The following is a 26,989-nucleotide window of genomic DNA, read 5'->3' as shown; positions in this document are numbered from 1 at the left end:
ATATCTATAGTACTCGATTTTTATATAATTTTAAAAATTCATATCTAAATTTTTCATTACTTAATTTTGTTTCAAATCTATTTAAATAAACCTCATAATCCCATTTCTTTCTCTTATAATAATATGCCCTAGATATAGTATAAAAATCTCTTGGAAATTTTATCAGTATATATAACAATTCTTTTTCTTCCTGTTTTAATGTTAAAATCTTTTCATATCCATTAATGCAGGCTAACATCTTCTCTATATCGAAAGCAGCATTTTTTATTGATTTCGTTATAAAATTTTCTATATCCATTATCCGTAAATCTAAAGTCATATAATCAAAATCTATTATATTTATTTCATCATTTTTAGTCAAAAAATTATGATAGGCTAAATCATTATGACAAAGGCAAATCATATTCTCATCGCTTCTTAAAGCTTCATACTTACTATTTTCTAATTCTGCTTGAACCTCTTTAATTTCAAGTAAATACTTATCTACATTATCCATAAATAATTTGTCAAATTGATTTTGATATTTAAAACTATTTATTAATTTTTTCATATAAGTTAATTCATCATATGCCTTTTGAATCTTATCCTTTAGGGATATATCTAAAAAATCCTTATTATATTTCTTCTTCAAATATTCCCTTAAGCCCTTAGAACCTTTATGCATTAATGCAATATTTTCTGCACAAAGGTCAATTTCTATTGGATTAGTAAAAGAGGCTTCCCTGCCATCTAAGATATCCATAACAACATAAATCTGATCCTTCCAAAGCTTATAACATAAGCCATCTTTGAATTTATTGTATGTTACTACATTTCCGTAACTTTTTTTCACATAATCTAAGGAATCACTTATTAAATTAATTCTATCAATATTGCAATTAACTTTTTTTAAAATTTTATTTCCTTCCTCTGTGTATATAACAAAAACTTTTCTTAGTGGTACAATATCATTTACTTTCACACCCAAATCCTCAAAAAATCTTAAACTCAAATCATACTCACATAAATAGTTTTTTTCTGAATACTTTAATTTATTCATACTCTTCCTCCTAATAAATCAAGCTTTGGGCATTGTCAATTCAATTATCAACCTTCAGTTTGCACATCTTTTGAGTTCTCAAATTAAAGTTCATAATTAATACTTTAATTATCAGTTGATCATTGATCATCGGCAATTGATAATTTATCATTGACCATTAATAATGAAACTTTTACTTTCATAACTTAGACTCTTCTTTAATTCCAATGCTACCTCATCATCAGTTTTTTCCTTTTTCCTTTCCTTGTACCTATCCCAAGCTTTCAAAAAATCTTTAGGGTAGCTGCATAACCCCTTTAAATAATCCAAACTATTATAAGATAGATGAGATTTATAAACAAAATTTTTGATTAATTCAACTTCATCTATATCTGCACCTTTTCTTTGTAGTTTCTTAATATAATTATATAAGTCCTCTTCAACTAAATTGTACGACATACCTTTTAAAGTGCCTATTTTAAATTCACCTTCGACTTTTTTCAAATTACTACTGTCAACTCTGCCAATACAAATTTCCTCTCTATTCATGCTACGTTTTATTACTCCGAAATAATCATGTTCATAGATATATTTTAATGCTATTTTAGCTTGTCTTAGCATTATCTTACCCTCTGATAAAATTAATTTTTCAACTTCATTAGGCGACGCTTTGCTAACTATATAATCATAATGCATTTGTAATTTCTTTATCTGTACTTTATAGCTTTCCACCTCTTTACCTATAATGCTTCTAATTCCGCTTATCTCTTCAAATTTACACCTTATTAAAGTTTTATGAAGTTCCACTATAATTTCAATTTGAGAAATAACATCCTTCCATTCTAAATTTTTATCTGTACCAAAGTACTTACCGTTAACTATAATCCCCTTTTTTCTTAAATATTGATTTATTAATAATTCTTCCACCTTAATTTCCTCCAACAAAATAACTATCAATAAACTTTTCTCTAAGCCCACGATCCTCCAAGTATTTTACTAGCTTATTTATAAAAAATTCTTCTCCCCATGGCTGTTGTTCCCAATATACTTGTAAACCAATCTGCCAAAATGCTTGAGGGAATCTTATGAATTCTCTTATTATAGGAAGCTCTTCCTTACTAACCTCCATATTTTCCTTGTAGGATTTAAAAATCAAATCTGCTTTTTCCATTTCCCACTTTCCCTCCTTCATAGTTCTTATTAATAGAGACCCTAAATCATGAAGATGAGAATCCAATATGCAGTAGTCAAAATCTATAATATTAATCCTCTTGCTCGAGTCAATCAAAATATTGTGGTGAGCATAATCATGATGACAAAACCCTCTCTCGAATACTTCTTTCTCCATTAATTTTACATAATTATTTTTTTGAAGACCTGCAATACTTTTTTCTGCTCGTTTAATTTCTGCTTCAATATTATCTAAATATAATAAATCAAAATCAGATTTATAAGCCTTCTGATTTATTCTATTTTTAAAATCAAGTATTTCATTCTTACGTGTTTCAAAAACTTTTAACCACGAAAACCACCCAATTCTAGGTTTCATTCCACTTCCAAGAGTAAAACCTTTACTGCACTTATGCAGCTTTGATAAAGCACTTGCTACCATAGCTAGTTCCAATGGATTATCATAATTACTTTCCCTAGAAGGTATCCATTTTGTTAGATAAACATATTTGCCATTTATACAACCATATTCACTTTTTTCTTTATTCATAATAAAACTTGGGATATTAATAAATCCATTTCTTTGTAGGTGTTTTATTGCAGACAAAATAAAATAGAAATGAGGAAACTCATATTTTATAATCTTTAAACAATATTTATTATCTTTTGTAATGATTTTATAGCTGTTCTTCACCTTTTCTATGTTTTCTATATCTAAGCTATAATTTGCTTCAATATAGCCTTTAATTTTAAGTATCTCCTTACTATTCTCCATAAAACTTTCCTACCAGCCATTATTTATTTTTATTATATGTCTTCAAAGAATTTATTGTGATTTATATTCACAAAAATTAAAATTAATTAATACCTTGTACTATATATGTGTTTATTGAGGTGTTCATATGAAAATTGCCATTGACGCTCGTAGTTCAACTTTACACCAAGGAACTGGAATTGGTACTTATACAACTAATGTTATATCAGAGCTCATTTCTTTAAATTCAAAAGATGAATTCACACTATTCTGTACTGGAAAATTCAATAAAAATTTTGATAGATACAATACTAATATAGTATTTTCTTCAGGTAGACATGGCGGTTTTTATGAGAAGTATTATATTCCTAACGCACTAAATAAAATTTATGCTGATTTATACCATATTCCTCAAAATGGGATAGGTTTTGATTTTGATACAAAAATTCCAACGGTTGTTACAATACATGATTTAATCCCATATATAATGCCTGAGACTGTTGGTAAAGGCTATCTAGAAAGATTTCTACGTGATATGCCTGATATAATATCTAATTCCTGTGGAATATTGACTGTTTCTGAATACTCCAAAAAGGATATATTAAAATTCTTCAGCTTTTATCCTGAGGATAAAATCTTCGTAACTCCATTAGCTGCAAATACTAATTTCAAACCACTAAATAAGAATAATTGCAAATTGTATGTGGAGAAAACTTATAAAATAGAAGACCCATATATATTATATATAGGTGGTTTCAGCCAAAGAAAAAACGTTTTAGGTTTAATCAAAGCTTTCCATAAAGTTTATAAAGATTTAAATAAACCTTATAAGCTTCTACTTGGTGGCCCAATAAAAGATGAAGGTGAGAAACTATTTACTTTTGTAAAAGAAAATAATTTAGATGATAAGATTATTTTTTGCGGATACTTAGAAGATGATATTTTACCTGTTCTCTATAGTGGCTGCGATGCCTTTGTTTATCCATCTTTCTATGAAGGCTTTGGACTACCACCACTAGAAGCTATGAGCTGTAAAGCACCCGTCATCACTTCCTGCTTAACTTCAATTCCTGAAGTAACAGGAGATAATGCTATTTTAATTAATCCAAATAACATTAGTGAATTAGAAGCAGCCTTGGTTAAGCTTTTGAATGATGAAAATTTAAAGTCTATCTTGAAACAAAAAGGTTATTTAAGAAGCCTTGAATTTAATTGGAGGAAAACTGCTAAAAATACCTTAGAGGCATACGAAAAGTTAGCAGCTAATTGACGGCTAGAAATTGAAAAAATTATATACCAAAATTGTATCCCCAATGTCCAAAAGAGCTTTTGTATACTATTTAGATAATGAAACTTACAAGTTAAAAGGAGCGTAAAACTTTATTAAGGAAGATTTTAAATCAACCTAATTTGAAAGTCTAGTGCTAGATATCAAAGACATGGAACTAGTTGAAAATGAAGACTTTTAAGAGGGCAAAATTTTTTGCCCTCTTTCCTTATTACTAAATTAGATATTCACTCTAATTTCCTCTAAGTTCTTTCCTTACCTTAGTATATTTATCATAATCGCTTATTTCAGGAGCCTTTTCTTCTATATTACTCAATACTACTAAAGGACTATTCCCAACAAAATTTTTCCTTTGTTCTTCAATATCCTTACTAGCATAAGTATTTAAATAGCTTGAAAAGAATTTTCCTTGCTTTACATATTTAACAGTATCATCATTATCGGTTATAATATAAGTCATAAATTTTTCAACTAGTTTTTCATTATCACTATCTTGATTTACTATTACTAAATTATCGCCTTCAGCAGCAAAAAACTTATTTGTTCCTGCCTTGATACTAGGCACATTTCCTGTGCTCCACTCACAAGCATCCTTTAAAGACATTAATTCTCTCATACCATTAATTGATGATATTCTTGATAAAAATTGTCCACCATCTTCTAAATTCAAAATGTTGTTATTCTTTAAATTTGTAAGCATTGTTTGTACATCTAATTTTATTTGCTCTACATTCTTATCGCTATTCATATTTTCCATAGTTAGCAAATCTAATAGATCCTCATAGTCTTGACCTGTTGCATTTAAGATTTTGACTGTTCCATTACTTTTATTATAAATATCCTTACCTATTGTAATAAAATCATCCCAGGTATTCATATCAGCTCTTTTATATCCGTAAGTTTTTAACATATCTTCTCTAACATACAAGGCTAATGGTCTAGAAGTTAGCGGTATTCCTATATAATTATCACCATCTTTAACTTGAGATATCCTATATTTGGAAAAATTCTTAGCATAATCGTTTAAAATTTTATCATTATTAACATAATCATTAAATTTCAATTGTTCAAAATTAGATCTGCTAATTTGAGTTATATTAACCACTTTATTTTTAACTTTTGTATCCTGCTTACCAGAAGTTATTTGACTATAATCCTCCAATTTTGTTACAGTAATAAGTACCTTTTCATTTTGCTTCGTAAAATTATTAGCACATTCAGCTAGATAATCATACGAATCCTCACTTGCAAATATTTCTATAGTCCCTTTGACTTGTTGCTCTTTATTAGGTTGAAACAAATTAATGCTTATTATCCCTATAACTAATAATATTGAAAAAATAATAATGTATTTTACTTTATTCTTCATAAACACCTCTAATTAGTAATTGAGTTAATTCTTTCATGAACTTCTATTATTTCTGAAGCTAAATCTTTAAAAGTCATTGTTGTCATTAGATGATCTTGTGCATGCACTAAAAGTAAAGAAAATTCTACTTTGCTACTTGCTGCTTCTCCTTGTATTAAGCCTGTTTGAGAACTTTGCGCATATCCTAATTCCTCATCAGCTTTTATGAGTAATTCTCTTGCTTTTTCACGATCTCCTGCTTTAGCTAGAGAAATCGCTTCCATTGAATAGTTTCGTGCCTCTCCACTATGCATTATTATATTAAGTATTATCTCTTCCATAACATTATACCTTCTTTCGCCAAAATTCAAAGCAAAACTACTTAAAGATCTTTCCACTATAATGTTTAATTTTACTACTTTTCTATAAACTTTTAAAGAATAATAAAATAAGGATTGACCTAATCCTTTGATATAGCCAATCCTTATTAATAGAATTATTTACTTTTGCGCTTCCAATACTACTGATAAACTGACATTTTTCTTATCTCGCACAACTTCTAATTTAATAGTATCACCAGCATTTTTTCCTTCTTTTACTTGTTTTAATTGATCAACTGTCTTAACATCTTTTCCATCAGCTTTTACAATAATATCTCCAATTTTTAGTCCGCCTTTTTCACCTGGTGAAAATTCATCTACTCCAGCGACATAAACACCTTCTGATATACTATATTTCTTAGCTGCGGCACTATCAATTTCTCTTATTTGTATTCCTAAATTTAATATTTGTTTAGATAAGGAATCTATTTTACTCTTTACTTCATTTATAGGAATTGCAAACCCTATACCTTCCACTCCAGCTTCTCCAGCTGCTTGAGCACCTATCTTCATAGAATTTATTCCTATAACCTGACCCTTAGTATTTACTAATGGTCCTCCACTATTTCCTGGATTAATTGCTGCATCTGTTTGAATTAAATTCACACTTGTTGAGCCGTCTTGGCCTGGAATTGTTCTGTTCCTGCCACTTATAACACCTTTTGTAAGTGTTTGCGCAAAATCCTTTGAAAGAGGTGTTCCGATTGCTATTACTTCTGCTCCTGGATACATTTCATCTGAATCTCCAAGTTCTGCAACAGCTGGAACCTTAGTTCCTTCTTTTAATTTAATCATTGCAATATCTTTCTTATCATCATAGTTTACTACAGATGCACTTGCTTCTGTATTATCACTTAAAGTAACTGTAATCTCTTTAGCACCTGCAATTACATGATAATTAGTTAATATATATCCTTCTTGATTTATAATGAAGCCTGATCCCATACCATCAACTTCACCATTACCAGAAAACACATTACCTGATTGACTCTTAGTTGAAACAATAACAACTGCTGGAGCTACTTTATTAAATGCGTCAGCTGCTGACATTGCATCAGAACTGCTTGCTGTGAAAGATTGTGGAACATAACTTATTTGCTGTGTAGCAACAGTGTTATTAGATTTCATTGCAGAATAAGTAACTCCGCCTCCGATTACTCCACCTGTTATTGTAAGAGTTAACATTCCTGCAATTTTTCCTAATAAGCGTAGACCTCTTCTCTTTTTCTTAGGCTCGTTATTTCCATTATTATTTTTAAAACAATTTTCCCATGCAACTTGTTCACCTTTATCTACTGGCAATGATTCTACATCAATAAATTTTTGATTATCATTCATATATTTATCCTCCTACATATTAATTATAAATAGCAAAAGTAAATACTGTTCTAAACATATTCAATATTCTTATGTTTATTTTACTAGTGATTAAATTATCTAATGTCTGCTAATCTTGTATTGGTATTAACTTTATAGTCTTAGTATAAAATCATTATGTGTCAAACAAATGACAAGAATCTATAAATATTATTGTTTTTTTTCTAATTTCTTTAAATCCTTAATAATACTATTTACACCATTTACAATTGAATTTGAATCTAATAATGATATAGGAGCTTCTTGTTTTTCTTCTTTATATATTGTAGTAGTTTCTTCTCCTCCTAGTTTCTTTATAGAGTCATCTTCATTATTCGTAATTAAATAGAATGGTTTATTTCCTAACATTCCAGCAGTTTGACTATTGGAATAGCCCTTATATAAGTTACCTAATTCATTAGAAACTGCTGATCTATAATACTTCTTATTTTCAAAACTATTAAATTCTTCTAATTCATTTTGAGATATGTTTTCCTTAAAAGTCTTATTTTCAGTAGTTGCTCCCATGTTACTTAACAAGGAGGTTAAACTAAAATAAGTTCCCATTGCTTCAAATTCACTCTTATAACATAAAGGCTTAAGCTTATCTTTATACTCTTGAGTTTTTATTTTTTCTTCCGAAAGTGGGTTAACTAAAACAACTCCAGCTACTGAGTCGGGATAAAGTTTACTGAAATTGGTCATTACCAGACTCCCATACTCCTCTCCTACCAAAATATATGGCTGTGGAGCCCCAGCTTTTTTAAGTAAAACCTTCAAATCTTTTGCTTGATCTTCTGGAGTTCTAGCATCTACTCCATCATTGAAGCCATAACCTCTTCTGTTATAAATAAAAGTAGAGATTTTCTTTTCTTCTAATGAACTATATACCTTTTCCCATTCAAACATAGTATTACCTATAGATCCATCAAACACTACAGTATAGTTTCCACCAGTTTTTAGTCTATACTCCATTTTATAGCCTTCAATTGTTACATATTTAAACTTAGATTTTAATTTTGTATTATCAATGATATTAGTAATAACTTGGGCAACAAAACCAAAAACTATTATTCCAACTATAACTAAAGCAACAACTTTAAAATATTTTGCTTTACTAACCTTTTCTCTGTCTAATTTATGAACACCATTAGAATGCGATAGTAACTTCATTTTATCCTACATCTCCCCTAATTTTAAGTTAGGCCTTGCATTTATGTCCAAATCAGATATTATTCCCTCTTGGTAGTTAAAATAAGCGGCACTACCTATCATTGCTGCATTGTCTGTACATAGTATTGGTGATGGGAAAAGAATATCAATACCTCTCTTTTTACCTTCTTTTTGAAGTGTTTCTCTTAAGCATGAGTTAGATGCAACGCCACCTGCTACTGCAATTTTATTTATACCTCTTCTTTCACAAGTCAAAAATAAATTAGTCTTTAAAACATCAACTATTGCTTTTTGAAAAGATGCTGCAACATCAGCTTTATTTACTTCAACTTCCTTCATCTTAGCTTTATTTAAATAATTTAATACTGCTGATTTAACTCCGCTAAAAGAAAAATCTAATGTATCGTCTTGAAATTTAGCTCTTGGAAATTCTATTGCATCTTCATTTCCTTCTTTTGCTAACTTATCAATTTTAGGGCCACCTGGGTAGCCAAGATCTAATGCTCTTGCTACTTTATCATAAGCTTCGCCTGCTGCATCATCCCTGGTTTGACCAATAACTTCAAACTCTCTATAACCTTTAACATGAACAATAAAAGTATGTCCTCCTGAAACTACTAAGGATACAAAAGGTGGTTTTAAATCTTTATGTTCAATAAAGTTTGCACTGATATGTCCCTGAATATGATTAACTCCTATTAATGGCTTTTTTGAACCAAGAGCCAAGCCTTTTGCATATTGAAGTCCAACTAAAAGAGCACCAACAAGCCCAGGACCATAAGTAACACCTATAGCGTCAACCTCTTCTAAAGAAACTTCTGCCTCTGCAAGTGCTGCTTTTACTACACTGTCCACGGCTTCAATATGCATTCTAGATGCAACTTCTGGTACTACCCCACCATATTTTTTATGTGTGTCTATTTGAGATGCTATTACATTTGATAATATTTCTCTACCATTAACTACAACAGCTGCAGCAGTTTCATCACAGCTTGATTCTATTGCTAAAATTATTTTTTTATCCATTTTTAATACCTCTTTTTTATTAAAAATCACCTAAAACATTAACTCTTAATTTCTAATGACAAACTTCCAATTAACATTTTATTTAACTATAATCTATATATTGCGATTATCAATGTTCAATACTCAATTGAAGATTAATTTCCTTTGGAAATCATTAAATTTTGAACAATTCTTTTGACAATATATATATTTTATCTTATATTTAATTAAAATTCCTACATACACTAGTAATTTTAATATTTTCTTAATATATATGATATATTATTTTTATCCATAAATCCCTAAATATTATACTTTATATATGAATTATTATCAAAGGCTACTTTATATTAATATAAAAATATTTTCCTATCGCCTCATAGTACTTTCGTCATTGATTGACATTTAATAATTCATAATTGATAATTGAACATATATAAGCATTATTCAAGGAGAATTTATATGTCAAATTACGCTAAAGTGATAATTAACGGGTCACCCATTACAAAATCTAATTTTAAATTACATAACACAAATGGTCGAGCTATTTTACCGCATAGTTCTGGAAAATATCATGATAGATATGCTCTATATGAGCAGGAAATTGCCTTACTAGCAAGAAGTCAAAATCCTGATACTATCTTATCAGAAAGCCTAATAGCCATATTAAAAGTATATTATAAAAGTCAAAAGCGCCATCCTGATACTATAAACATTACAAAAAGCATTTTTGACGGAATTGAAAAAAGCGGTTTAATTGTAAATGACGCTCAAATAGTGAAAATATTTACTGAAGAATATTATGATAAAGAAAATCCACGGTTTGAACTAGAACTATTTGCTGAAAGTCAATATGATTTCGGATATACAATAACAAAAAAGATTACGCCATTACGTCCTAAAATGTATTCTCCAATAAAAAAAACCTTATTAAATTCTAATTCCGCTAATGCAGAAAAAAGTACCAAAACTAAAAATGCTCAAAATTCTCATATAGTTAACACAGTCAAAGTATGTAATATATGCAATAAAGCTATTCCATCAGATGATTATGTCAAAGCTGATGGAGGAAAAACTTTAATCTGCAAAAAATGCTTTAGTAAGTTATTTTAAAAAGGAGTTACTCATGAATATAGATATTATTTTCTTTGGAGATAGTTTGACTTTTGGATATGGAGTTGTAAAACAAGATTCCTGGGTTTATAAACTCACACACAAACTTTCTTCCAATTCATTAAACAAAGCTTGCAATGGTGAAACTACTACTGGAATGCTTACTAGATTCTATAATGATGTTTTAATTCACCAGCCACAAAAGATTTTTCTTATGGGAGGTTCAAATGATCTTTTGCTTGGGAGACCTATTATTTCAATAATTGATAATATAGAATTAATGATTAAGGATGCATTAAATTCTAATTCAAAAATAATTTTAGGAATTCCACCTAAAATTATCGGTACTATGGCTAACTCGCTTTTTTCTTCCTCTCACTTATATACATATGCAGAAAATGGCCTTGAGCAGTTGAAAGATCAGCTTATTAAATTGTGTTCAAATTATAAAATACCATATATAGACTTTTATGATTTGATATTAGATTGTTCTCTATATTTAGATGGAATTCATTTAACTTCTTCTGGACATGAACTTATGTATGAAAAAGCTTTGCCTTTTTTTAATGAATGATAGATAATTCCTGTTTAAAGTTCACAAAGAAAGCTCGAATAGCAAAATATAAAACTTTGCTTCTCGAACTTTTCTACCTAGTTATTCCCTACTGATTATTAACTACTACTTTCTTAAGTATTTAGCTGCTTTTATTCCACATTCAATTCCATTAACTTCTCTCAAATGTGGTGATTTTTCTCCATATATAATGTTTCCACATGCAAAAAAACCTTCCATAGAAGTTTTATACTCAACTACCTCAAGCCCTGATGTTTCAGCATTTATATTAAGTTTTAAATTTTTAATTACAGATATATCTGGAACAAAGCCTACAGATAATAATAAAGAATCACATTCTCTTTCTGATATTATTTTAGTATTTATATTTTCTATCTTCGCTTTTTCAATTCTAGTTTCTCCTTCAATTTGAACTATTCTAGAATTTTCAATTATAGGAATATCAAAACCGTCAATGATATCTTGTATTTGCTCATCTGCTATTTCACTAAAGTTTTTTTCAATGATTACTCCTTCAATTTTTCCACCTTCTATTAATAATCTTCTTGCTACTAGAAATGCCCACTTATCTTTAGCTATAATTACAGTTCTTTTTCCTGGAAGATACCCTTCTAGGTTAACCATTCTATGAGCTTCACCAATCGTAAAAATTCCTGTAAGTCCATTTACCGGAATGATAACATTTCCTGAATAAGTTTCTTTAGCACCCATAGCTAATATCACTGCATCAGCAGATGCTTCAGTAACCCCAGTTTCTCCATTTACATATGTAACTATTTTTTCCTTACTAATTTCTAATACAGACGTATTTAATACAATTTCAATACCTAATTGATCTAGTTTTTTTTCTATAAAATCAATATATTCAGGGCCTGTTACTAGCTGGCCTAAAAACTTTTCTCCAAACCCATTATGGATGAATTGATTTATTATTCCCCCAGCCCTTGATTCTCTTTCTATTATAAGTATTTTTTCTATTCCTTCCTGTGCAGCCCCCATAGCTGCTGTCATTCCCGCTATTCCAGCTCCAATAATAATTAAATCATACTTTGGCATTAAAAATTCCCTCCACCATAAATACTATAACTTAATTAACCTCTTAGATTTTTTCATAGTAACAATCATATCATACATACTTACTATTTCACCAAAGGTAATATCTTTTCTCATATCATAATAATCTAAAGAAGTGTCATTTATTAATATTTTTACTCCTTTATCATACAGCAGCTTTAAATCTTCTGATACTTTAGAACCATTGCTAAATAGCTTAACACCAGAATTTAAAAATAATATTGCTCTAGGAAGTTCATCATACTCATTTAAGGCTTCAAAGTATTCTTTCATTAAAATTTTTCCTAAAGTTTCATCAGCATCTCCAAGTTTATCATTTGTTATTAATATTGAAAAAATATTCTCCTCTTCTTCTAATTCCAAACAGCCTCTTTTTTCTATTCTTATCATATATTTATTTTCATCATCATTTTCATACACCTTATAGCCTTTGTGAGTTGAATATCTCATGACATTATCATGTTCCAATTCACTGCTTACTCTTACAATTGCTTCACCCTCACCAATTGAATTAAAATATTTCTTAATCTCCCTTATTATTTGCAAATACGATAATCCTCTACAATCTATCTCTTTCATATCCTATAGCCTCTTTTCAATGTTATATTTACTATTAATAGTATACCACGTAAGTTTTATATATTTCTTCATATTTTCTTAATTTTTTCAGTTATCTTTTAGTTAGCTATGTATGATACAATTATATTTGTTTATTTCATAAATTTATGTATACTATAATGTAGTGAAATGTTGAATTGAGGTGAAGAAATGAGTTTTTTTAACTCTATATTAAATAAGTTTCTAAAAAATAACTTAACAAAAGATTCAGTTATAAGAATACTCTTCTTTTTAATAGCTGTAGCTTCTATAGTCTTGAAAGGAATTCTGTTTCAAGGTTTTGCTTCCAGCAAAGATCCTTATGTTTTCAGTTTTTCTGCCGGTTATGAAGCTGCTGATCCTTTTTTAAATTACTATATAGCTTTTGCTTTAGTATTTTTAAGCTTTTCTCTTTTATTTAAGGGGCGTGGCAGAATAATATATACCTTCGTTATTAATTTTGTTTTAACGCTTTTAATAATAATCGACATGTGGTACTTCAGAGGTTTTTTAACTGTACCATCAGCAATAGTATTAAAACAAACTTCTAATTTAGATAATATGACTGGAAGTGTATTATCTATGATGAGTAATTTAGATTTTATATTTCTATTGGATTTTATAGTGTTAGCATTATATGTTATTTTAGCTAGAAAATCTTTTACCCAAAAACATAGACGAGCTATTAAAACCTTTTTATGTACATTTATTTTTCCTGTAGTATTTATAATTTATGTCCCTATTAGTATAAATGTATTCAATAATGCAGATGTTCATAACGCCTATTTATTTAGTAATTACGATAAATCTAATACAGCGAAATATTTCTCTCCTATTGGATATCATATTATGGATTTGTATACAGTATATCGTGATTCTAAGCCTTATCAGTTAACTGCTGAAGATAAAGCTGATATTAATGAATATTTTGAAACTAAAAAGGAAAACTTGCCTAACAATGAATACTTCGGTAAAGCAAAGGGTAAAAATTTAATATATATTCAAGTAGAATCCTTAGAAAACTTTGTCATCGATAAAACAGTAAATGGAAAGGAAATAACACCTAACTTAAATAAATTGGTTAAGAATTCTTTATACTTTCCAAATACCTTTGAGCAAGTTAATGAAGGGACAAGCTCCGATGCAGATTTGATGGTTAATACTTCTATGCTGCCATTAAGACAAGGAAGTACCTTCTTTAGATATCCAAATACCAATTATAATTCACTACCAAATATATTAGAAGATCAAGGCTATAGTACCCGTGCAATTCATCCAGATAAAGGTTCATTCTGGAATTATGCAGCTGGCTTAACTGGAATTGGCTTTGATAAATTCACTGATTATTATTCCTTCAATGTAGATGAAGTAATAGGACTCGGAATCAGTGATAAAAGATACTTTGAACAAGTTGTTCCTATGTTAAAAGAACAAAAGCAACCATTTTATACTGAAACTGTAACTATTAGCAGTCATGGTCCTTTTGATCTTCCACAACAATATAGAGAGCTTGGACTAGATCAAGAATTAAATGATAGCAAAATGGGTGGATATTTTGAAAGCGTTCATTACACTGATAAGCAAATAGGTTATTTCCTTGATATGCTTGATAAAGAAGGACTTCTTCAAAACAGTATAATTGCTATTATGGGTGATCATACAGGCGTACATAAATATTATGACGACAGTATTAATCAATTATCTCATAAGGAAGATTGGTATCTAAACACTGGAAATCCAACAGTTCCATTTATCCTTTATGATCCATCTACTAAAGAAGGAAAGAAATTTGATAAATTGTATAATGGTCAAATAGATGTAATGCCAACACTACTTTATTACTTAGGTGTTGATAAATCTAAATATGAAGATACTGCTTTAGGCAAAAATCTATTAAATACAAATAAATCCTTTGCTGTAATAACTAATGGAACTCTTAAAGGTGGAGAAAATCTTACAGATAAAGAAAAAGAAGTTTATAAAAAATCTCTAGATATTTCTGATAAGATGATACGTGCAAATTACAGACATGATCAAAATTAAATAAAAACATAAACAAAAGAAATTAGAGCATCTGCATAGAGTTCTAATTTCTTTGTTTTTATCTACAATAATGTAATTAATCGTTTTGTTTAATTAATACCATTTTATTTCTAGTGAAAAATATACTTAATAGTAAAAATAAAATTGATAATGCAAGCACTCCACTTAGCATAGGAATTATAGATTCGATTCTTTTTCCCTCTTGTAAGTTACTTATTGACATGATAATCCACCTTATTGGAAGTACATTTCCTATCTTTTGTAAGCCAGAACTCATCATGTCAAAATCCCAGTATGCACCGCTTAACATAAATATAGGTATTGTAAAGGTTGAATTAACGAGAGCAAAAGTTGACTTATTCTTTATTAATGAAGTCATCATTATGCTAAAGGTAACAGCAAGCAAAGACATAAGTAAGGAACAAACAAGCAACAATATTGTATTTTCAAAACCGAATCCATAATTGAATGCTTTGCATACAATATAATGTTCAAGTGAAGGTATTGCTGTAAATATGAAAAATATGATACACTGTGCAGCAAAATATTGCCTTTCGGTAATTTTTCCCATAAGAATTCTATCTTTAGTGCCATCTCTTTCATCTTCTAATAAGAAACCACAACTTCCTGCAGCTGAAATGAATAATAAAAAATATATAATCCCTAAAGATGAAGTCACATTTGGTTTTCTATCTATCTTATTTAACACTTCATATTGAGGCTGTGAATCTCTAAAAGTCTTTATAACCTTGTCAATTCCTTCAGATTTAATATCAACATTATTGCATATTCTAGCCATTGCTGATACTTCATTATTTAAAACATCTTTTATAACATATTCAAGATCACTATTTGATATAGTTTCATAAGTAATTTGTGTCTTCTCATCATTTAATATACTTTCTGTAAAATTATCATCTATAGTTATAACCATTTCATATTGATGATATATTAAATCTTGAATATAGTCTTTGTTATTTATTTCTACTTTACTTACTCCATCTAACTGTGATAGCTTATTTTCTAATTCTTTCCCTAATTGTCCCTTATCTTTATTTAATATAGCTATCTTTACTGTGGAATTGCCATTATTCAAGGCTGTAAAAGCAAATACTAATATTATTGGAAGAACAAAGGTGGTAATAAAAAAACTTCTTCTCTTTAATAAGATTTTAGCTACAGTTTTCATTATACTAATCATTTGCAAGACCTCCTTTATTCTTTAATATTCCAATGAATACTAAAAAACATATTGCTAACAAAGCTATTGGTAACCCTAATGCTATCATAAAAGCATTAGATTCTATTCCACATAGCATGCTGCTTACAGCTGTATTAATCCAGTAAATAGGACTAAAATATACTAATTTATTTATTGGTGATATTCCAATAATCATATGAAGCGGCACATAGCAACCGCCTAAAAAGCATATCACTATTGTTACGAAATTTAATATTCCTGATACTGTATCAAAATTTTCTGCTATAATACCTAAAACTACGCCTAATACTGAAGCAAAAATTCCAAATACCAAAAACATAGCTATAAATTTGAGTGTATTTTCACCCCAATTGACCTCTAATACTACAGATGAATACGCATATACAATTAAAATTTGTAATATTGATATAATTATCCCTGTAAATATCTTTGCCAATATAAAAGTACTTTCATTAGCCTTAGATAATTTTATCCTATTAGTAGTTTTAAGCCACTTTTCTTTATACACAGAGTCTCCAATAATACTTGCTATATATAGAATTATTAAAGATAATTCTGTAAAAGTATAATATTCAGAAGACGTAATATCTCTTACCCCAGAAATATCTTTCTTAACTACATAGTCATCATACTTATTTTTAACTAAATTCGTAAAAGCCTTTGGATTATATTTAGCTATAGTTTCATATGAAGCATACTCATTAAGAATAGATTTAAAAATACTTTCAAATATCTTTCCCTTCATTTTCTCACCATTCTTTGATGAGTAGAATTTATACCCCACATCGGTAACTTCTATATAAGCCAAAGCATCATATTTATCTACTTCCTCTTTAGCCTTGTCCACTGAAGAAGTTTCTTCAAATTTAATATTAACCGCTCCTTCAACCCCTTGTTTAAAATCTAAAATACCCTGGTTATACTTTGAATCTTTATTTTGCATATAATATACCTTTGAATACTCATTACCAGTACCAAAAATGTCTCCAGATGTCATCATATTTTTAAGCCCCACACTAAGAGTTGTAATCAAAACTATTGGGAAAATGAATAAAAATATTAAAGTTTTTTTTGCCATTAGTAACTGTTTCATTTCCTTTTTTACGATTGCAAAAAACATACTATCCTCCTCTAACTTTCCCTAAGGTTTTTCCCAGTCAATGCTAAGAATACTGTTTCAAGACTAGGTTCTTCATTAATAATATTCTTTATATCTCCACCATTCTCAGAAATAGCAGCTACTATACTCGTGATTAAATTACTACTCTTCAATGTTGAAATCTTATATTCATTATCTAAAAAAATCACTTTTTCAACCCCAGTAATTTCTTTAAGTTTCTCTTCTAATCCATCAATCCTTTTAGCAACACTTACAATTAAATTATTTTTATTTTGAATTAATTCTTTAAGTTCTTCACTTGTCCCTTCTGCAATAATATGACCATTATCAATTACCGCAATCCTATCACAAATATCATCAACCTCCTGCATATAGTGAGAAGTATATATTATTGTTGCTCCCTCTTCCCTAAGTCTTTTAACTGACTCTAAAATATGATTCCTAGATTGTGGATCTATACCAACAGTTGGTTCATCCATAATTATGAGTTTAGGTGAATGAGCTATTGCACATCCAATATTAAGTCTTCGCTTCATACCACCCGAAAATTCTGATGCCTTTTTATTTTTCACCTCTGTAAGGCCAACAAAATCTAAAGTTCTATTAGTTCTTTTTATAAGTTCTTCCCCTTTAAATCCATATAAAGAGCAGAAAAAACTAATATTATCTTCAGCTGTCAAATCCCAATATACTGCAAAATCTTGAGGAACTATTCCTATATTTTCTTTCCATTTTCTTATTTTATTTGTCTCTTCTTCATAGATTATCTCCCCTGAAGTCTTTTTAATAAGCCCACATATCATCCCTATGGTTGTACTCTTTCCAGCTCCATTAGGTCCAAGGATTCCATAAATTTGCCCTTTTTCAATTTTTAAATCTATTCCATCAACAGCTATATGATTTCCATAATCTTTGTAAAGTTTCTTTATTTCTAGCATTTTCACTCTTGTTACCTCCCATATCCTTCTATAATATTAATATATAAAAAATATCTTCTTCTAAAATTAAATACAACACAACTGATATCTTCTATAATACTAGTATATAAAAAAAGATGAGTCTCCAATAGTTAGAAAACTCACCTTTTACGTATTACTTTTGTCACATATACATTAAAGTAAAGACTTATATTAATCTTCTAGCTTAAATTCATTAAGTGGTTTGCACAAAATTTCATTTATCTTAAGCTTAAACTGCTGCGTAGAACTTGCTTGTATTACCAAAGCTGTGGAAATGGATTTTCGTTTCTATATGGTACCCCTTTTTATCTTTTTTATGATAGGATTCAAATACTTAAGTGGATTTTTAATACCATTTTGAGATATGTATAACCCTGATAATATAAGAATTGCTCCTATCAAAACTATATTAGTTATTGGCTCTTTTAATACTATTATTGATGTTACAGTTGTTATAAGTGGAACTACATAAATATAGTTGCTAGCCTTTACTGCACCAATATAACTCACACCTATATTCCAAGTAATAAAACATAGTGCTGAAGCTATTAAGCTTAGAAATAATATATTGAGTAACACATTTGGAATGATCAATTTTTCTAGTGTTAAATTTACTTTCAATGCAAACATTAATGGTATCATAAACATTACTCCATAAAAAAAGATTTTTCTTGTGATGTATATATAATTATACTTATATTTGTTATTAAGTTTTTTTAAGATTATAGAATAAACTGCCCAAATAAATGAAGCTAATATTGCCAGAAAATCTCCTAAAGGATTTAATTTTAAAATGAAATTCCCATTAAATATAACTAAAAACACACCTGCTATTGAAATAACAAATCCATATAATAGCTTTTTTTCAAAGTCCTCATGCTCTATAAAAAAATTACTTAATATCGCAGTTAATATGGGTGCCATAGCACTAAATAAGCCTACATTAGATGCAAGAGTATATTTTAATGCTACATTTTCAATTAAATAATATAACGTAACTCCTGTAGCTCCAGCGCTCATGAACACTAGCTCTTCTTTAAAACTACTAATCTTTTTAAATTTAGGATACATAAGAATCAATATGAAATAAGCAATTATAAATCTATAAAATAATATCTCCATTGGCTGAAGATTCTGCAAAAGTATTTTAGTAGAAATGTAGGTAGTTCCCCAAATAATCATTGTAAATAAAGTAATTAAATTACCTATAATAAGTTTATTTTTCATTTAACTGCTCCTCATCTTTAACTAAAAATATTTTCATATATTGCTTTGGTGTAATTCCAATGAATTTTTTAAAGAAATTAGTGAAGTGGCTTTGATCTGTAAATCCTGTTTTAAGAGCTACCTCTACTGGTGAAAAGCCCTTCTCTAAAAATTTTTTTGCTTCATTAATACGAATTGCTTCAAGATAACTGTATGGAGATATGCCTTTTTGTTTTGCAAAAGAGCGTAATAGATGATATTTACTAATTCCAGTTAAATTACTTAACTCATTTAGGGTAATATTTCTTGTATAATTATCCTCTAAAAATTCACATATTGCATTTATTTGCATATTTGACTCTTGTAGATTAGTGACTCTGCTGCAATCTGAATATTCACTTATCAATTGCTCCATGACAAAGAAAAAAATTTCTTCTTTCTTAAACTCTTTTTCTTCCTTCACTATCATACGATGCAACTCCCCTAATGAATTTATAAGATCACTATTAAACAATACATTCTCTGTAAAGTAAGGCACATAATCTTTGTTTGTTATCTCATATACAACTTTTTTCATTATATCTAACTTGATGTTTATACTACGATAATCTAATGGCCAATTGTCAATTTGTTCACAAGTATGATTATCATTAGGATTAAATATAGTCACATCACCTGGTCCAATATTATACGACTTATTTTTGCAAGATAAATGGCGCTTTCCACTTTCAATAAAGCCAATTACATAATAATCATGAAAATGATTAGGAAACTTTTGTACAATTCCCTTTAAACTATATGCTTCTATATTTAAATCAGTATCAAAATATACACTTCGAATTTCTTTTCGCATTTTAGCCCCCTCCATATTTGTAATATTTAAATGATATACAGCTTTAATCCATCCTAAGAATAGCATTAATATAATAATATTTCTTGTATGATATTGCTAAAACTCTACTACAACCCTTATAAAAAAATGAGCTTTCCTCAACTCTGAAAGCTCATTTTAAGTAAAATCACAAATTTCCCTTTAAATAATTAACCGCCAATGCCGTTCTATGTTCAAGACTTGTTTTATCTAAAATTGCTGTAATGTAATTTTTTATTGTACCCTCTGAAATAAATAATTTATTACTGATTTCCCTATTACTTAGACCTTCGCTTATAGCTTTTATTATTTCTTTTTCTCTGTCTGTAAATTCATAATTCTTAAATTCAGGCTCTGTCTCCATCCCATGAATCTTGTCCAAAATATTTTCATTCATAACAATTGTGTTATTATATACTGAAATTATAGAATTCACTATCTGCTCTGGCGAAGAATTCTTTAATATGTATCCTTTTGCCCCATTTAAGAGTGCTTCATTTATATATTCTTCTTCATCAAATGTAGTTAATATTAAACATTTAACTTTAGTATTTTTTGCAATTTCCTGAACAGCTTCAACACCATTAACTTCTGGCATTCTTATATCAATTAATGCTACATCCACATGATTTTCTAAACAAAATTGAATAGCTTCTCTACCATTTGAAGCCTCCCCAACCACTTCTATATCCCCTTTAATGGGTAAAAGTATTTTTAAACTTTCTCTAATTAAACTGTCATCATCACATATTAATATTTTAATACTCATTGCTTATCCTCCAGATTCAAAACTGCATTTATTACAAATCCATTATCATTATAATATTCTACTCTTCCTCTAAGGTTTTGAATTCTTTCATCAATTCCTCTAAGCCCAAGTCCTTTATTTAATGTCTTATATCCTTTTCCATTATCTCTGAATTCTATCCTAACTATTTTATTATATATGTAAATAGATAGTTTAATTTCATCCCCTGTAGAGTATTTTGCAGCATTGGTTAATGCTTCACTAAGATTATCCTGTATCACCATCCACAATTTTAAAGTAAACCTACTTGTATCACCTTCAATAATTAAAGATGTTTTTACTCCTGTACTATATTCAAATTTTAATAATTGTTCTTTAATATTTTCAATTCCTATTACTTTATCCCTTGGCTTTACCTTCCTCAATACTTCCCTTATTTCATCCATTCCTTCTCTAAGATTCGTCATAGAAGTTGTTAGATATTTATATGCAAGTTCATTATTTTTACCTAAGGTTTCTTTTGTCACTTCTAACTGCATAATTGAACTTGTTATTCTATGCCCTAAATGATCATGAAGCTTTTGAGCCATAAAATTTCTCTCTCTTAAACTGGTAACAACATTATTCTGCTCTAAATACCGTTCTAGATTTCTAATTTTATTCTCCATTAAGTGATGTTCATATCTTTGTTCTCTATCAAATTCTTTAATTTTTTCTTTATCTTCATTTTGTTTCTTTAATTCAAATAAATACAAATTTACAACTACAGCATAAGTTATCATATAAAATACATTTTCTTTAAAAATGTAAAAAATTATTGCACTACTAATTCCTATACTAACTAATATATTTATCTTCTTATTTAATATTTTAAACAATATTATTGGCAAAAAGAAATTTAACTCATAATACCCTAACTTTAAAAAAATTAAAATACCAATAAGTTGAAGAAAATTAATGTTCTTTTCATTTATCTTAAAAGAATAATTCAAAAATTCAAGAATTAATATTCCTATAATGCAAGTTATCCTAATAATCACACTAACAGCATCTGAAACAAAAAACATATTGTATAGTATACCTATTAATGACATTATAAACATAAGTATTGAAATGTTCTTGTTCATCATCTTCCTCCTTGCATTTATTTATATTGGTTCCATACATACTACTTTATTATAATCTGTATAATTAAATTTTGTTAGAGTTTTTATACAAAAAATGCCTATAACATACTAATTTATCATTAATTTCTTAAACATCAAAAAAGTGAAGGACTTATGCTTCCTCCACTTCTTCAAACTTCTTATTTATTATAGTTTCTTCAATAAATTTCTTATTATATTTTTTCAATTACTATATACTTTTATCTATTTTCCTGCCACAGAAAGTTCCTTTACAACTACAGATGGGCATCCTATACTGCTCATTGGGAATTTCAAATCACTGCCCACTTCTTCTATATCCTTTAATAGAGTGAAGAAATTACCTGCTACTGTTATCTGCTCAACAGGGAAACTCTTCTTTCCATCTTCAATCATGAACCCTTTAGCTGCCAAAGAAAAATCTCCTGTAACTGCACTAGCCCCTGAATGAAGACCTGCAAAATCTGTTATTATAACTCCATCTTTAACTTCTTCACAAAGTTCATCAAAAGATTTCTTTCCTGGCTCTATATAAAAGTTTGTTGCACTTATGCCAACTATAGATGCATAAGAACTTTTAAATCCATTTCCTGTAGACTTTACTCCTGCTTTATGTGCTGTCTTTAAATTATATAAAAAAGTATTTAGTTTTCCTTTTGTGATTATTTCTTTTTTATAAGTTGCAACACCTTCATCATCAAAAGAAGTTGTTCCAAGACCGTCTTCTAAATGAGGGTCATCTACTAAAGTCACGATATCTGATGCAATAATTTCTCCTTCTTTTCCCTTTAATAAAGATAAGCCCTTTTGTACTTGTTCTGCATTAAATATTGAAGAGAAAGTTCCAAGTAAAGATACCATAGCTTCATTATTTATGATCATCTTATATTTTCCTGATGGAATACTCTTTCCACCAATTTTTGATAGTGCTTCTTCAAGCCCTTGTTTAGCTATAACTTCTGGCTTTACTTCACCTAAATTTTTAGCTATCACGTACCCTGTCCCATCATATTTTATCTCATTGTCTTCAACTATTGGAACAACATATGCAGTTAAGCTATTTCTTTCATTTTGTAAATTAAGACCTTTTGAATTAATGATACCATAAGTAGATTTACCATATCCTATTCCACAACCTTGGAAACTTACTACCTTATCACATTGCTTTTTACATTCCTTCTCTATTTCTATAGCAAGGGATATAAGTTCATCAGGTTTTATTTCATCTAATTCTTTTTTATAGGAATTTATCTCTTTGTATTCCTTATCCCCTTCATATATAAATTGTACATCATCATTTTCTATAGAAAGTGCTGCAGCTTTAGCATTTGTAATCAGAGTTTTTATTGCTTCTTCATCTAAAATCTCTGTATATGAATATCCCATCTTATCATTTATTTTTCCTCTAAAGGATAATCCAAAAGCATTATTTAATTTATATTTTTCAACTTCACCTTCATATATATTTATACTCAAACTTTCAGCATCAGAATAATATATTTCACATTCTTCAAAGCCTGAATTCTTAGCTTCTTTAAATAATTCTTCTTTAAATAAGTTAAAATCCATATCTATCTACCTCCTACTGTCATTTTCTTAACTCTAATCATAGGCTGACCTACATTAGTAGGAATACTTCCAGAGGATGATCCACACATCCCTTGAGCCACCTCTAAATTATTTCCAACCATATCAATATCCATAAGAACTTGACTTCCTTTACCGATAAGACTTGCTCCTCTTACAGGCTCTTGAATTTCACCATTTTTAACTAAATAGCCTTCTTGAACAGCAAAGTTAAATTCACCAGTAACAGGATTAACAGATCCTCCACCTAACTTTTTAGCATATAATCCATCTTCAACAGATTTAATAATATCTGCCGGATTATCATTACCAGCTGCTATATAAGTATTGGTCATTCTTGAAGTTGGCTGGAATTTATAGCTTTGCCTTCTTGAACTACCTGTTGCCTCCATGTTCATACGTCTACCATTAAGCTTATCAATCATATAACCCTTTAAAATACCATTTTCAATTAAGATATTCTTTCGAGTCTTATTTCCTTCATCATCAATGTTTAATGATCCCCAAGCATTTGGCATTGTACCATCATCTATTGCGGTAACTTTAGTAGATGCAATCTGCTCTCCTAATTTATTAGCAAAAACCGAATTTCCTTTAGCTACAGCGCTTGCTTCTAAAGAGTGACCACAAGCTTCGTGGAATATAACACCACCAAATCCATTATCAATTACAACAGTCATATTACCAGCCGGGCAATTCTTAGCATGTAACATAGTATGAGCCACTCTTGCTGCTTCTCTACCGTGATATTCTGGATCTATGTTATCAAACATTTCAATCCCCATATGTCTTCCTGGTCCTTCAAAACCAGTTTGATTTTCATTTCCTTTTGATGCAATTGCACTTACACCAAGTCTTGTTCGGATTCTCCTATCTGCAATATATAACCCCTCAGTATTTGCAATTAAAATATTTTGATCTTTATCAGAATAATTTGCAATAACTTGTGAAATATCAGTGTTAAATTCCTTTGCACCTTTATAGGCCTTTTTTAATATAGCTATTTTCTTATCATAAGCTACATCCTTTGGGTAATATAGGATTGGATGTATAGTTTCTATTTTCTTTTCATTTAAAACAATTGAAAGCCCATTGTTTTCTTTTACTTCTCCTAAGGCTAAAGCTGCTCTATATGCAGTATCTAAAAGGCTATTTAAACTATTATTGTTTGTATATGCATATACACTATTTAATCCCTTAAATATTCTAATTCCTATTCCATAACTTCTGCCACCTATTGCATCATCAACTCTTCCATCAACTAGAACTATAGAATTATTAACTGAATCATCTTCAAATAATTCAGCAAAATCTCCTCCAGTTACTAGACATTTTTCTAATACCTCTTGGGCAACACTTCTTGATAACATAAAATTCCTCCTTACATTAAACTTATCTATCTAATATATAAAAAGATAAAAAATCAAAATTAATATATATTACCAGTTTACCATTAAATTCTTTACCTATACATAATTTTTTTATTATCCTAAAATAAAAAATAGACTATGTTATTTAATGTTAATAACATAGCCTATTTATAAACTATTACAATTAATTTCATGAACTATTTTAATATCTTAAATTCATACCCTTGATCTTTTAAGTATTTTATTATGCCTGGTAAAGCCTTTGCTGTTTCTTCTTTTCCATAAGTATCATGCATTAATATTATAACTTTTTCTCTTTTACCTATAGTTTTTATAGCTTCTTGAGTTAACTGTTCTGCAGTCCTTTTAGCTTTACTTTCTGCATCCCCTGATAGCGCATTCCAATCAATTTGATGATAATCTTTATCATGTAAAGCCTTATCTATTGCAACTGTACCTTGAGGGTCACTTTTCTCCCAAGTCATTTGTCCTCCAGGGAATCTAACAGCTCTTGTTGAAAAATCTTGCCCTAAAACATTTTTTAAAGATTGATTTGTTTTTTCAAAATCAGACATACAAGTATTTACGTTTATTTTATTCTTTGGATACAAATAATTGTAATCATGTGTATAAGTATGATTTCCTATAGCATTTCCTTCTGCATACTCTCTTTTAACTAAATTTTTATTAGTTTCACTTGCATCTATTTCTTTACCAACAAGAAAAAAAGTCGCATGTACATTTTCTGCCTTAAGGATATCCAATATTTGAGGAGTTACTGTTTCTGATGGTCCATCATCAAAAGTTAAATATGCAACTTTTTTTCCATCCGCTCCATCAGGTTTTTGCCCTTTCATTTGCTGATTTAAGTACTTCTCTACAAATGCAACATCTTCAACTCCTGAATTACTTTCTTTTGTAGGTGCAGTTTCAGTTGAACCATTTTTGTCTTCTTGGGTACTACTTGAGTCTAATTTTTGATTTTTATCATCCTTCACCTCATCAAGTGCCTGTACGGCTTGTCTTGACGCCGAAAATTTCTGAGCTGCTAAAGCACTACCTACAATTACAAATATTGCAACTATAATAAATAATATAGTAGTTCTTGCTCTTTTTATATTTTTCATTTTATTATTATTCCTTCTATCAAACTTCATTTTTCTACCTCATATATTTTAGTGAATTTAGTTATTATACTACTATAAATTAACCTTGAAAAACATTTTTCATTTCTATATATAGTATAGTTATTTTATGAGTTTTATACAATAAAAAAAAGCCGATTTCTCGACTAAAATTTTTTCATTTTTTATAAAAAAATGGCTCCGCGAAGAGGACTCGAACCTCCAACCTATCGGTTAACAGCCGAGTGCTCCACCATTGAGCTATCGCGGAACGCTATCTTTGAAAGAAACATGTTCTTTCAAAATTGCATATAATTACTAATGTATTTTTTACAACTTAACTTATTGGTCAAGCCCTCGACCTATTAGTATCAGTCAGCTAAATATGTTACCACACTTACACCTCTGACCTATCAACCTTGTAGTCTTCAAGGGGTCTTACTAGCTTATGCTATGGGAAATCTCATCTTGAGGGGGGCTTCACACTTAGATGCTTTCAGCGTTTATCCCTTCCCGACTTAGCTACCCAGCTATGCTTCTGGCGAAACAACTGGTACACCATAGGTCAGTCCATCCCGGTCCTCTCGTACTAAGGACAGCTCCTCTCAAATTTCCTACGCCCGCGACGGATAGGGACCGAACTGTCTCACGACGTTCTGAACCCAGCTCGCGTGCCGCTTTAATGGGCGAACAGCCCAACCCTTGGGACCTACTTCAGCCCCAGGATGCGACGAGCCGACATCG

General features: G+C 29.3%; 24 protein-coding genes, 1 tRNA gene and 1 rRNA gene (1 of these 26 only partly in view). 4 read left to right on the top strand and 22 right to left on the bottom strand.

What is annotated here, in order from left to right:
* Positions 1-4 precede the first annotated feature (4 nt).
* From CSPA_RS02610 to CSPA_RS02600, 3 genes are all read right to left on the bottom strand, one after another.
* The gene (locus CSPA_RS02610) at positions 5-1,039 is read right to left on the bottom strand and encodes a CotS family spore coat protein (protein WP_015390652.1); all 1,035 of its coding nucleotides are present in this window, start codon (positions 1,037-1,039) and stop codon (positions 5-7) included.
* 147 nt (positions 1,040-1,186) lie between these two features.
* Complete coding sequence (locus CSPA_RS02605) at positions 1,187-1,945, bottom strand: hypothetical protein (protein WP_015390651.1); 759 nt, start codon at positions 1,943-1,945, stop codon at positions 1,187-1,189.
* Position 1,946: 1 nt separating this feature from the next.
* Positions 1,947-2,963 (bottom strand): CotS family spore coat protein, encoded by a 1,017-nt coding sequence (locus CSPA_RS02600; RefSeq protein ID WP_015390650.1) that lies wholly within the window; start codon positions 2,961-2,963, stop codon positions 1,947-1,949.
* Between the two features lie 127 nt (positions 2,964-3,090).
* Between CSPA_RS02600 and CSPA_RS02595 the strand changes: the two genes are divergently transcribed.
* Positions 3,091-4,212 carry a glycosyltransferase family 4 protein gene (locus tag CSPA_RS02595; RefSeq protein ID WP_015390649.1) on the top strand — a complete coding sequence of 374 codons (1,122 nt, stop codon included), beginning with the start codon at positions 3,091-3,093 and terminating at the stop codon, positions 4,210-4,212.
* A 250-nt stretch (positions 4,213-4,462) separates the two neighbouring features.
* Here the strand turns inward: CSPA_RS02595 and CSPA_RS02590 are convergent, their stop codons facing one another.
* The 5 genes from CSPA_RS02590 to tsaD form a co-directional block, all read right to left on the bottom strand.
* Complete coding sequence (locus CSPA_RS02590) at positions 4,463-5,599, bottom strand: ABC transporter substrate-binding protein (protein ID WP_015390648.1); 1,137 nt, start codon at positions 5,597-5,599, stop codon at positions 4,463-4,465.
* A gap of 8 nt (positions 5,600-5,607) precedes the next feature.
* Complete coding sequence (locus tag CSPA_RS02585) at positions 5,608-5,919, bottom strand: PTS sugar transporter subunit IIA (RefSeq protein WP_015390647.1); 312 nt, start codon at positions 5,917-5,919, stop codon at positions 5,608-5,610.
* Positions 5,920-6,078: 159 nt separating this feature from the next.
* Complete coding sequence (locus CSPA_RS02580; protein WP_015390646.1) at positions 6,079-7,296, bottom strand: S1C family serine protease; 1,218 nt, start codon at positions 7,294-7,296, stop codon at positions 6,079-6,081.
* Positions 7,297-7,485: 189 nt separating this feature from the next.
* Positions 7,486-8,487, bottom strand: a complete 1,002-nt coding sequence (locus CSPA_RS02575) for an alpha/beta fold hydrolase (RefSeq protein WP_015390645.1) — start codon at positions 8,485-8,487, stop codon at positions 7,486-7,488.
* A 6-nt stretch (positions 8,488-8,493) separates the two neighbouring features.
* A complete protein-coding gene (gene tsaD / locus CSPA_RS02570; RefSeq protein WP_015390644.1) occupies positions 8,494-9,513 on the bottom strand; it encodes a tRNA (adenosine(37)-N6)-threonylcarbamoyltransferase complex transferase subunit TsaD in 1,020 nt (339 codons plus the stop codon).
* Positions 9,514-9,954: 441 nt separating this feature from the next.
* Here tsaD and CSPA_RS02565 point away from each other — a divergent pair, with 441 nt between their 5' ends.
* Both CSPA_RS02565 and CSPA_RS02560 read left to right on the top strand, forming a co-directional pair.
* Entirely contained in the window at positions 9,955-10,605 is a 651-nt protein-coding gene (locus CSPA_RS02565) for a RusA family crossover junction endodeoxyribonuclease (protein ID WP_015390643.1), read from the top strand.
* 13 nt (positions 10,606-10,618) lie between these two features.
* The gene (locus CSPA_RS02560) at positions 10,619-11,179 is read left to right on the top strand and encodes a GDSL-type esterase/lipase family protein (protein WP_015390642.1); all 561 of its coding nucleotides are present in this window, start codon (positions 10,619-10,621) and stop codon (positions 11,177-11,179) included.
* Between the two features lie 105 nt (positions 11,180-11,284).
* On the opposite strand, the gene CSPA_RS02555 is transcribed toward CSPA_RS02560, so the two are convergent.
* The gene (locus CSPA_RS02555; protein ID WP_015390641.1) at positions 11,285-12,235 is read right to left on the bottom strand and encodes an NAD(P)/FAD-dependent oxidoreductase; all 951 of its coding nucleotides are present in this window, start codon (positions 12,233-12,235) and stop codon (positions 11,285-11,287) included.
* 24 nt (positions 12,236-12,259) lie between these two features.
* Positions 12,260-12,832: a sulfurtransferase-like selenium metabolism protein YedF gene (gene yedF / locus CSPA_RS02550; RefSeq protein WP_015390640.1), complete on the bottom strand. Its 573-nt coding sequence runs from the start codon at positions 12,830-12,832 to the stop codon at positions 12,260-12,262.
* 189 nt (positions 12,833-13,021) lie between these two features.
* Between yedF and CSPA_RS02545 the strand changes: the two genes are divergently transcribed.
* Positions 13,022-14,893, top strand: coding sequence for an LTA synthase family protein (locus CSPA_RS02545; RefSeq protein WP_015390639.1), 1,872 nt, complete (start codon positions 13,022-13,024; stop codon positions 14,891-14,893).
* Between the two features lie 76 nt (positions 14,894-14,969).
* Here the strand turns inward: CSPA_RS02545 and CSPA_RS02540 are convergent, their stop codons facing one another.
* The 12 genes from CSPA_RS02540 to CSPA_RS02485 all read right to left on the bottom strand — a co-directional run.
* Positions 14,970-16,094 carry an ABC transporter permease gene (locus CSPA_RS02540; RefSeq protein WP_015390638.1) on the bottom strand — a complete coding sequence of 375 codons (1,125 nt, stop codon included), beginning with the start codon at positions 16,092-16,094 and terminating at the stop codon, positions 14,970-14,972.
* Positions 16,087-17,235, bottom strand: a complete 1,149-nt coding sequence (locus CSPA_RS02535) for an ABC transporter permease (protein ID WP_015390637.1) — start codon at positions 17,233-17,235, stop codon at positions 16,087-16,089. Before CSPA_RS02535 ends, CSPA_RS02540 begins: the two co-directional genes overlap by 8 nt.
* Before the next feature lie 11 nt (positions 17,236-17,246).
* Positions 17,247-18,179, bottom strand: a complete 933-nt coding sequence (locus tag CSPA_RS02530) for an ABC transporter ATP-binding protein (RefSeq protein WP_015390636.1) — start codon at positions 18,177-18,179, stop codon at positions 17,247-17,249.
* Positions 18,180-18,482: 303 nt separating this feature from the next.
* Positions 18,483-19,421, bottom strand: coding sequence for a DMT family transporter (locus CSPA_RS02525; RefSeq protein ID WP_015390635.1), 939 nt, complete (start codon positions 19,419-19,421; stop codon positions 18,483-18,485).
* Entirely contained in the window at positions 19,411-20,253 is an 843-nt protein-coding gene (locus CSPA_RS02520; RefSeq protein WP_015390634.1) for a helix-turn-helix domain-containing protein, read from the bottom strand. Before CSPA_RS02520 ends, CSPA_RS02525 begins: the two co-directional genes overlap by 11 nt.
* A gap of 166 nt (positions 20,254-20,419) precedes the next feature.
* Positions 20,420-21,040 (bottom strand): response regulator transcription factor, encoded by a 621-nt coding sequence (locus CSPA_RS02515; RefSeq protein ID WP_015390633.1) that lies wholly within the window; start codon positions 21,038-21,040, stop codon positions 20,420-20,422.
* Positions 21,037-22,146, bottom strand: a complete 1,110-nt coding sequence (locus CSPA_RS02510) for a sensor histidine kinase (protein ID WP_015390632.1) — start codon at positions 22,144-22,146, stop codon at positions 21,037-21,039. The genes CSPA_RS02515 and CSPA_RS02510 overlap by 4 nt, the downstream gene beginning before the upstream one ends.
* 243 nt (positions 22,147-22,389) lie before the next feature.
* Positions 22,390-23,733 carry a TldD/PmbA family protein gene (locus CSPA_RS02505; protein ID WP_015390631.1) on the bottom strand — a complete coding sequence of 448 codons (1,344 nt, stop codon included), beginning with the start codon at positions 23,731-23,733 and terminating at the stop codon, positions 22,390-22,392.
* A 2-nt stretch (positions 23,734-23,735) separates the two neighbouring features.
* Complete coding sequence (locus CSPA_RS02500; RefSeq protein WP_015390630.1) at positions 23,736-25,121, bottom strand: TldD/PmbA family protein; 1,386 nt, start codon at positions 25,119-25,121, stop codon at positions 23,736-23,738.
* A 197-nt stretch (positions 25,122-25,318) separates the two neighbouring features.
* Positions 25,319-26,278 (bottom strand): polysaccharide deacetylase family protein, encoded by a 960-nt coding sequence (locus CSPA_RS02495; RefSeq protein ID WP_015390629.1) that lies wholly within the window; start codon positions 26,276-26,278, stop codon positions 25,319-25,321.
* Between the two features lie 163 nt (positions 26,279-26,441).
* Positions 26,442-26,516 (bottom strand) — tRNA-Asn (locus CSPA_RS02490).
* Positions 26,517-26,590: 74 nt separating this feature from the next.
* Positions 26,591-26,989, bottom strand: a 23S ribosomal RNA gene (locus CSPA_RS02485) (it continues 2,511 nt past the right edge of the window).

Source organism: Clostridium saccharoperbutylacetonicum N1-4(HMT) (genome assembly GCF_000340885.1).
Lineage (GTDB): Bacteria > Bacillota > Clostridia > Clostridiales > Clostridiaceae > Clostridium > Clostridium saccharoperbutylacetonicum.
The sequence above is the reverse complement of the archived record's forward strand: the minus strand, read 5'-3'. Positions and strand labels throughout refer to the sequence as shown.

What these genes read in the sequence shown, in the direction of transcription:
- CSPA_RS02610 (WP_015390652.1), bottom strand. Translation starts at nt 1,039, where the DNA reads ATGAATAAATTAAAGTATTCAGAAAAAAACTATTTATGTGAGTATGAT.
- CSPA_RS02600 (WP_015390650.1), bottom strand. Translation starts at nt 2,963, where the DNA reads ATGGAGAATAGTAAGGAGATACTTAAAATTAAAGGCTATATTGAAGCA.
- CSPA_RS02595 (WP_015390649.1), top strand. Translation starts at nt 3,091, where the DNA reads ATGAAAATTGCCATTGACGCTCGTAGTTCAACTTTACACCAAGGAACT.
- CSPA_RS02590 (WP_015390648.1), bottom strand. Translation starts at nt 5,599, where the DNA reads ATGAAGAATAAAGTAAAATACATTATTATTTTTTCAATATTATTAGTT.
- CSPA_RS02585 (WP_015390647.1), bottom strand. Translation starts at nt 5,919, where the DNA reads ATGGAAGAGATAATACTTAATATAATAATGCATAGTGGAGAGGCACGA.
- CSPA_RS02580 (WP_015390646.1), bottom strand. Translation starts at nt 7,296, where the DNA reads ATGAATGATAATCAAAAATTTATTGATGTAGAATCATTGCCAGTAGAT.
- CSPA_RS02575 (WP_015390645.1), bottom strand. Translation starts at nt 8,487, where the DNA reads ATGAAGTTACTATCGCATTCTAATGGTGTTCATAAATTAGACAGAGAA.
- tsaD (WP_015390644.1), bottom strand. Translation starts at nt 9,513, where the DNA reads ATGGATAAAAAAATAATTTTAGCAATAGAATCAAGCTGTGATGAAACT.
- CSPA_RS02565 (WP_015390643.1), top strand. Translation starts at nt 9,955, where the DNA reads ATGTCAAATTACGCTAAAGTGATAATTAACGGGTCACCCATTACAAAA.
- CSPA_RS02560 (WP_015390642.1), top strand. Translation starts at nt 10,619, where the DNA reads ATGAATATAGATATTATTTTCTTTGGAGATAGTTTGACTTTTGGATAT.
- CSPA_RS02555 (WP_015390641.1), bottom strand. Translation starts at nt 12,235, where the DNA reads ATGCCAAAGTATGATTTAATTATTATTGGAGCTGGAATAGCGGGAATG.
- yedF (WP_015390640.1), bottom strand. Translation starts at nt 12,832, where the DNA reads ATGAAAGAGATAGATTGTAGAGGATTATCGTATTTGCAAATAATAAGG.
- CSPA_RS02545 (WP_015390639.1), top strand. Translation starts at nt 13,022, where the DNA reads ATGAGTTTTTTTAACTCTATATTAAATAAGTTTCTAAAAAATAACTTA.
- CSPA_RS02540 (WP_015390638.1), bottom strand. Translation starts at nt 16,094, where the DNA reads ATGATTAGTATAATGAAAACTGTAGCTAAAATCTTATTAAAGAGAAGA.
- CSPA_RS02535 (WP_015390637.1), bottom strand. Translation starts at nt 17,235, where the DNA reads ATGTTTTTTGCAATCGTAAAAAAGGAAATGAAACAGTTACTAATGGCA.
- CSPA_RS02525 (WP_015390635.1), bottom strand. Translation starts at nt 19,421, where the DNA reads ATGAAAAATAAACTTATTATAGGTAATTTAATTACTTTATTTACAATG.
- CSPA_RS02520 (WP_015390634.1), bottom strand. Translation starts at nt 20,253, where the DNA reads ATGCGAAAAGAAATTCGAAGTGTATATTTTGATACTGATTTAAATATA.
- CSPA_RS02515 (WP_015390633.1), bottom strand. Translation starts at nt 21,040, where the DNA reads ATGAGTATTAAAATATTAATATGTGATGATGACAGTTTAATTAGAGAA.
- CSPA_RS02510 (WP_015390632.1), bottom strand. Translation starts at nt 22,146, where the DNA reads ATGAACAAGAACATTTCAATACTTATGTTTATAATGTCATTAATAGGT.
- CSPA_RS02505 (WP_015390631.1), bottom strand. Translation starts at nt 23,733, where the DNA reads ATGGATTTTAACTTATTTAAAGAAGAATTATTTAAAGAAGCTAAGAAT.
- CSPA_RS02500 (WP_015390630.1), bottom strand. Translation starts at nt 25,121, where the DNA reads ATGTTATCAAGAAGTGTTGCCCAAGAGGTATTAGAAAAATGTCTAGTA.
- CSPA_RS02495 (WP_015390629.1), bottom strand. Translation starts at nt 26,278, where the DNA reads ATGAAGTTTGATAGAAGGAATAATAATAAAATGAAAAATATAAAAAGA.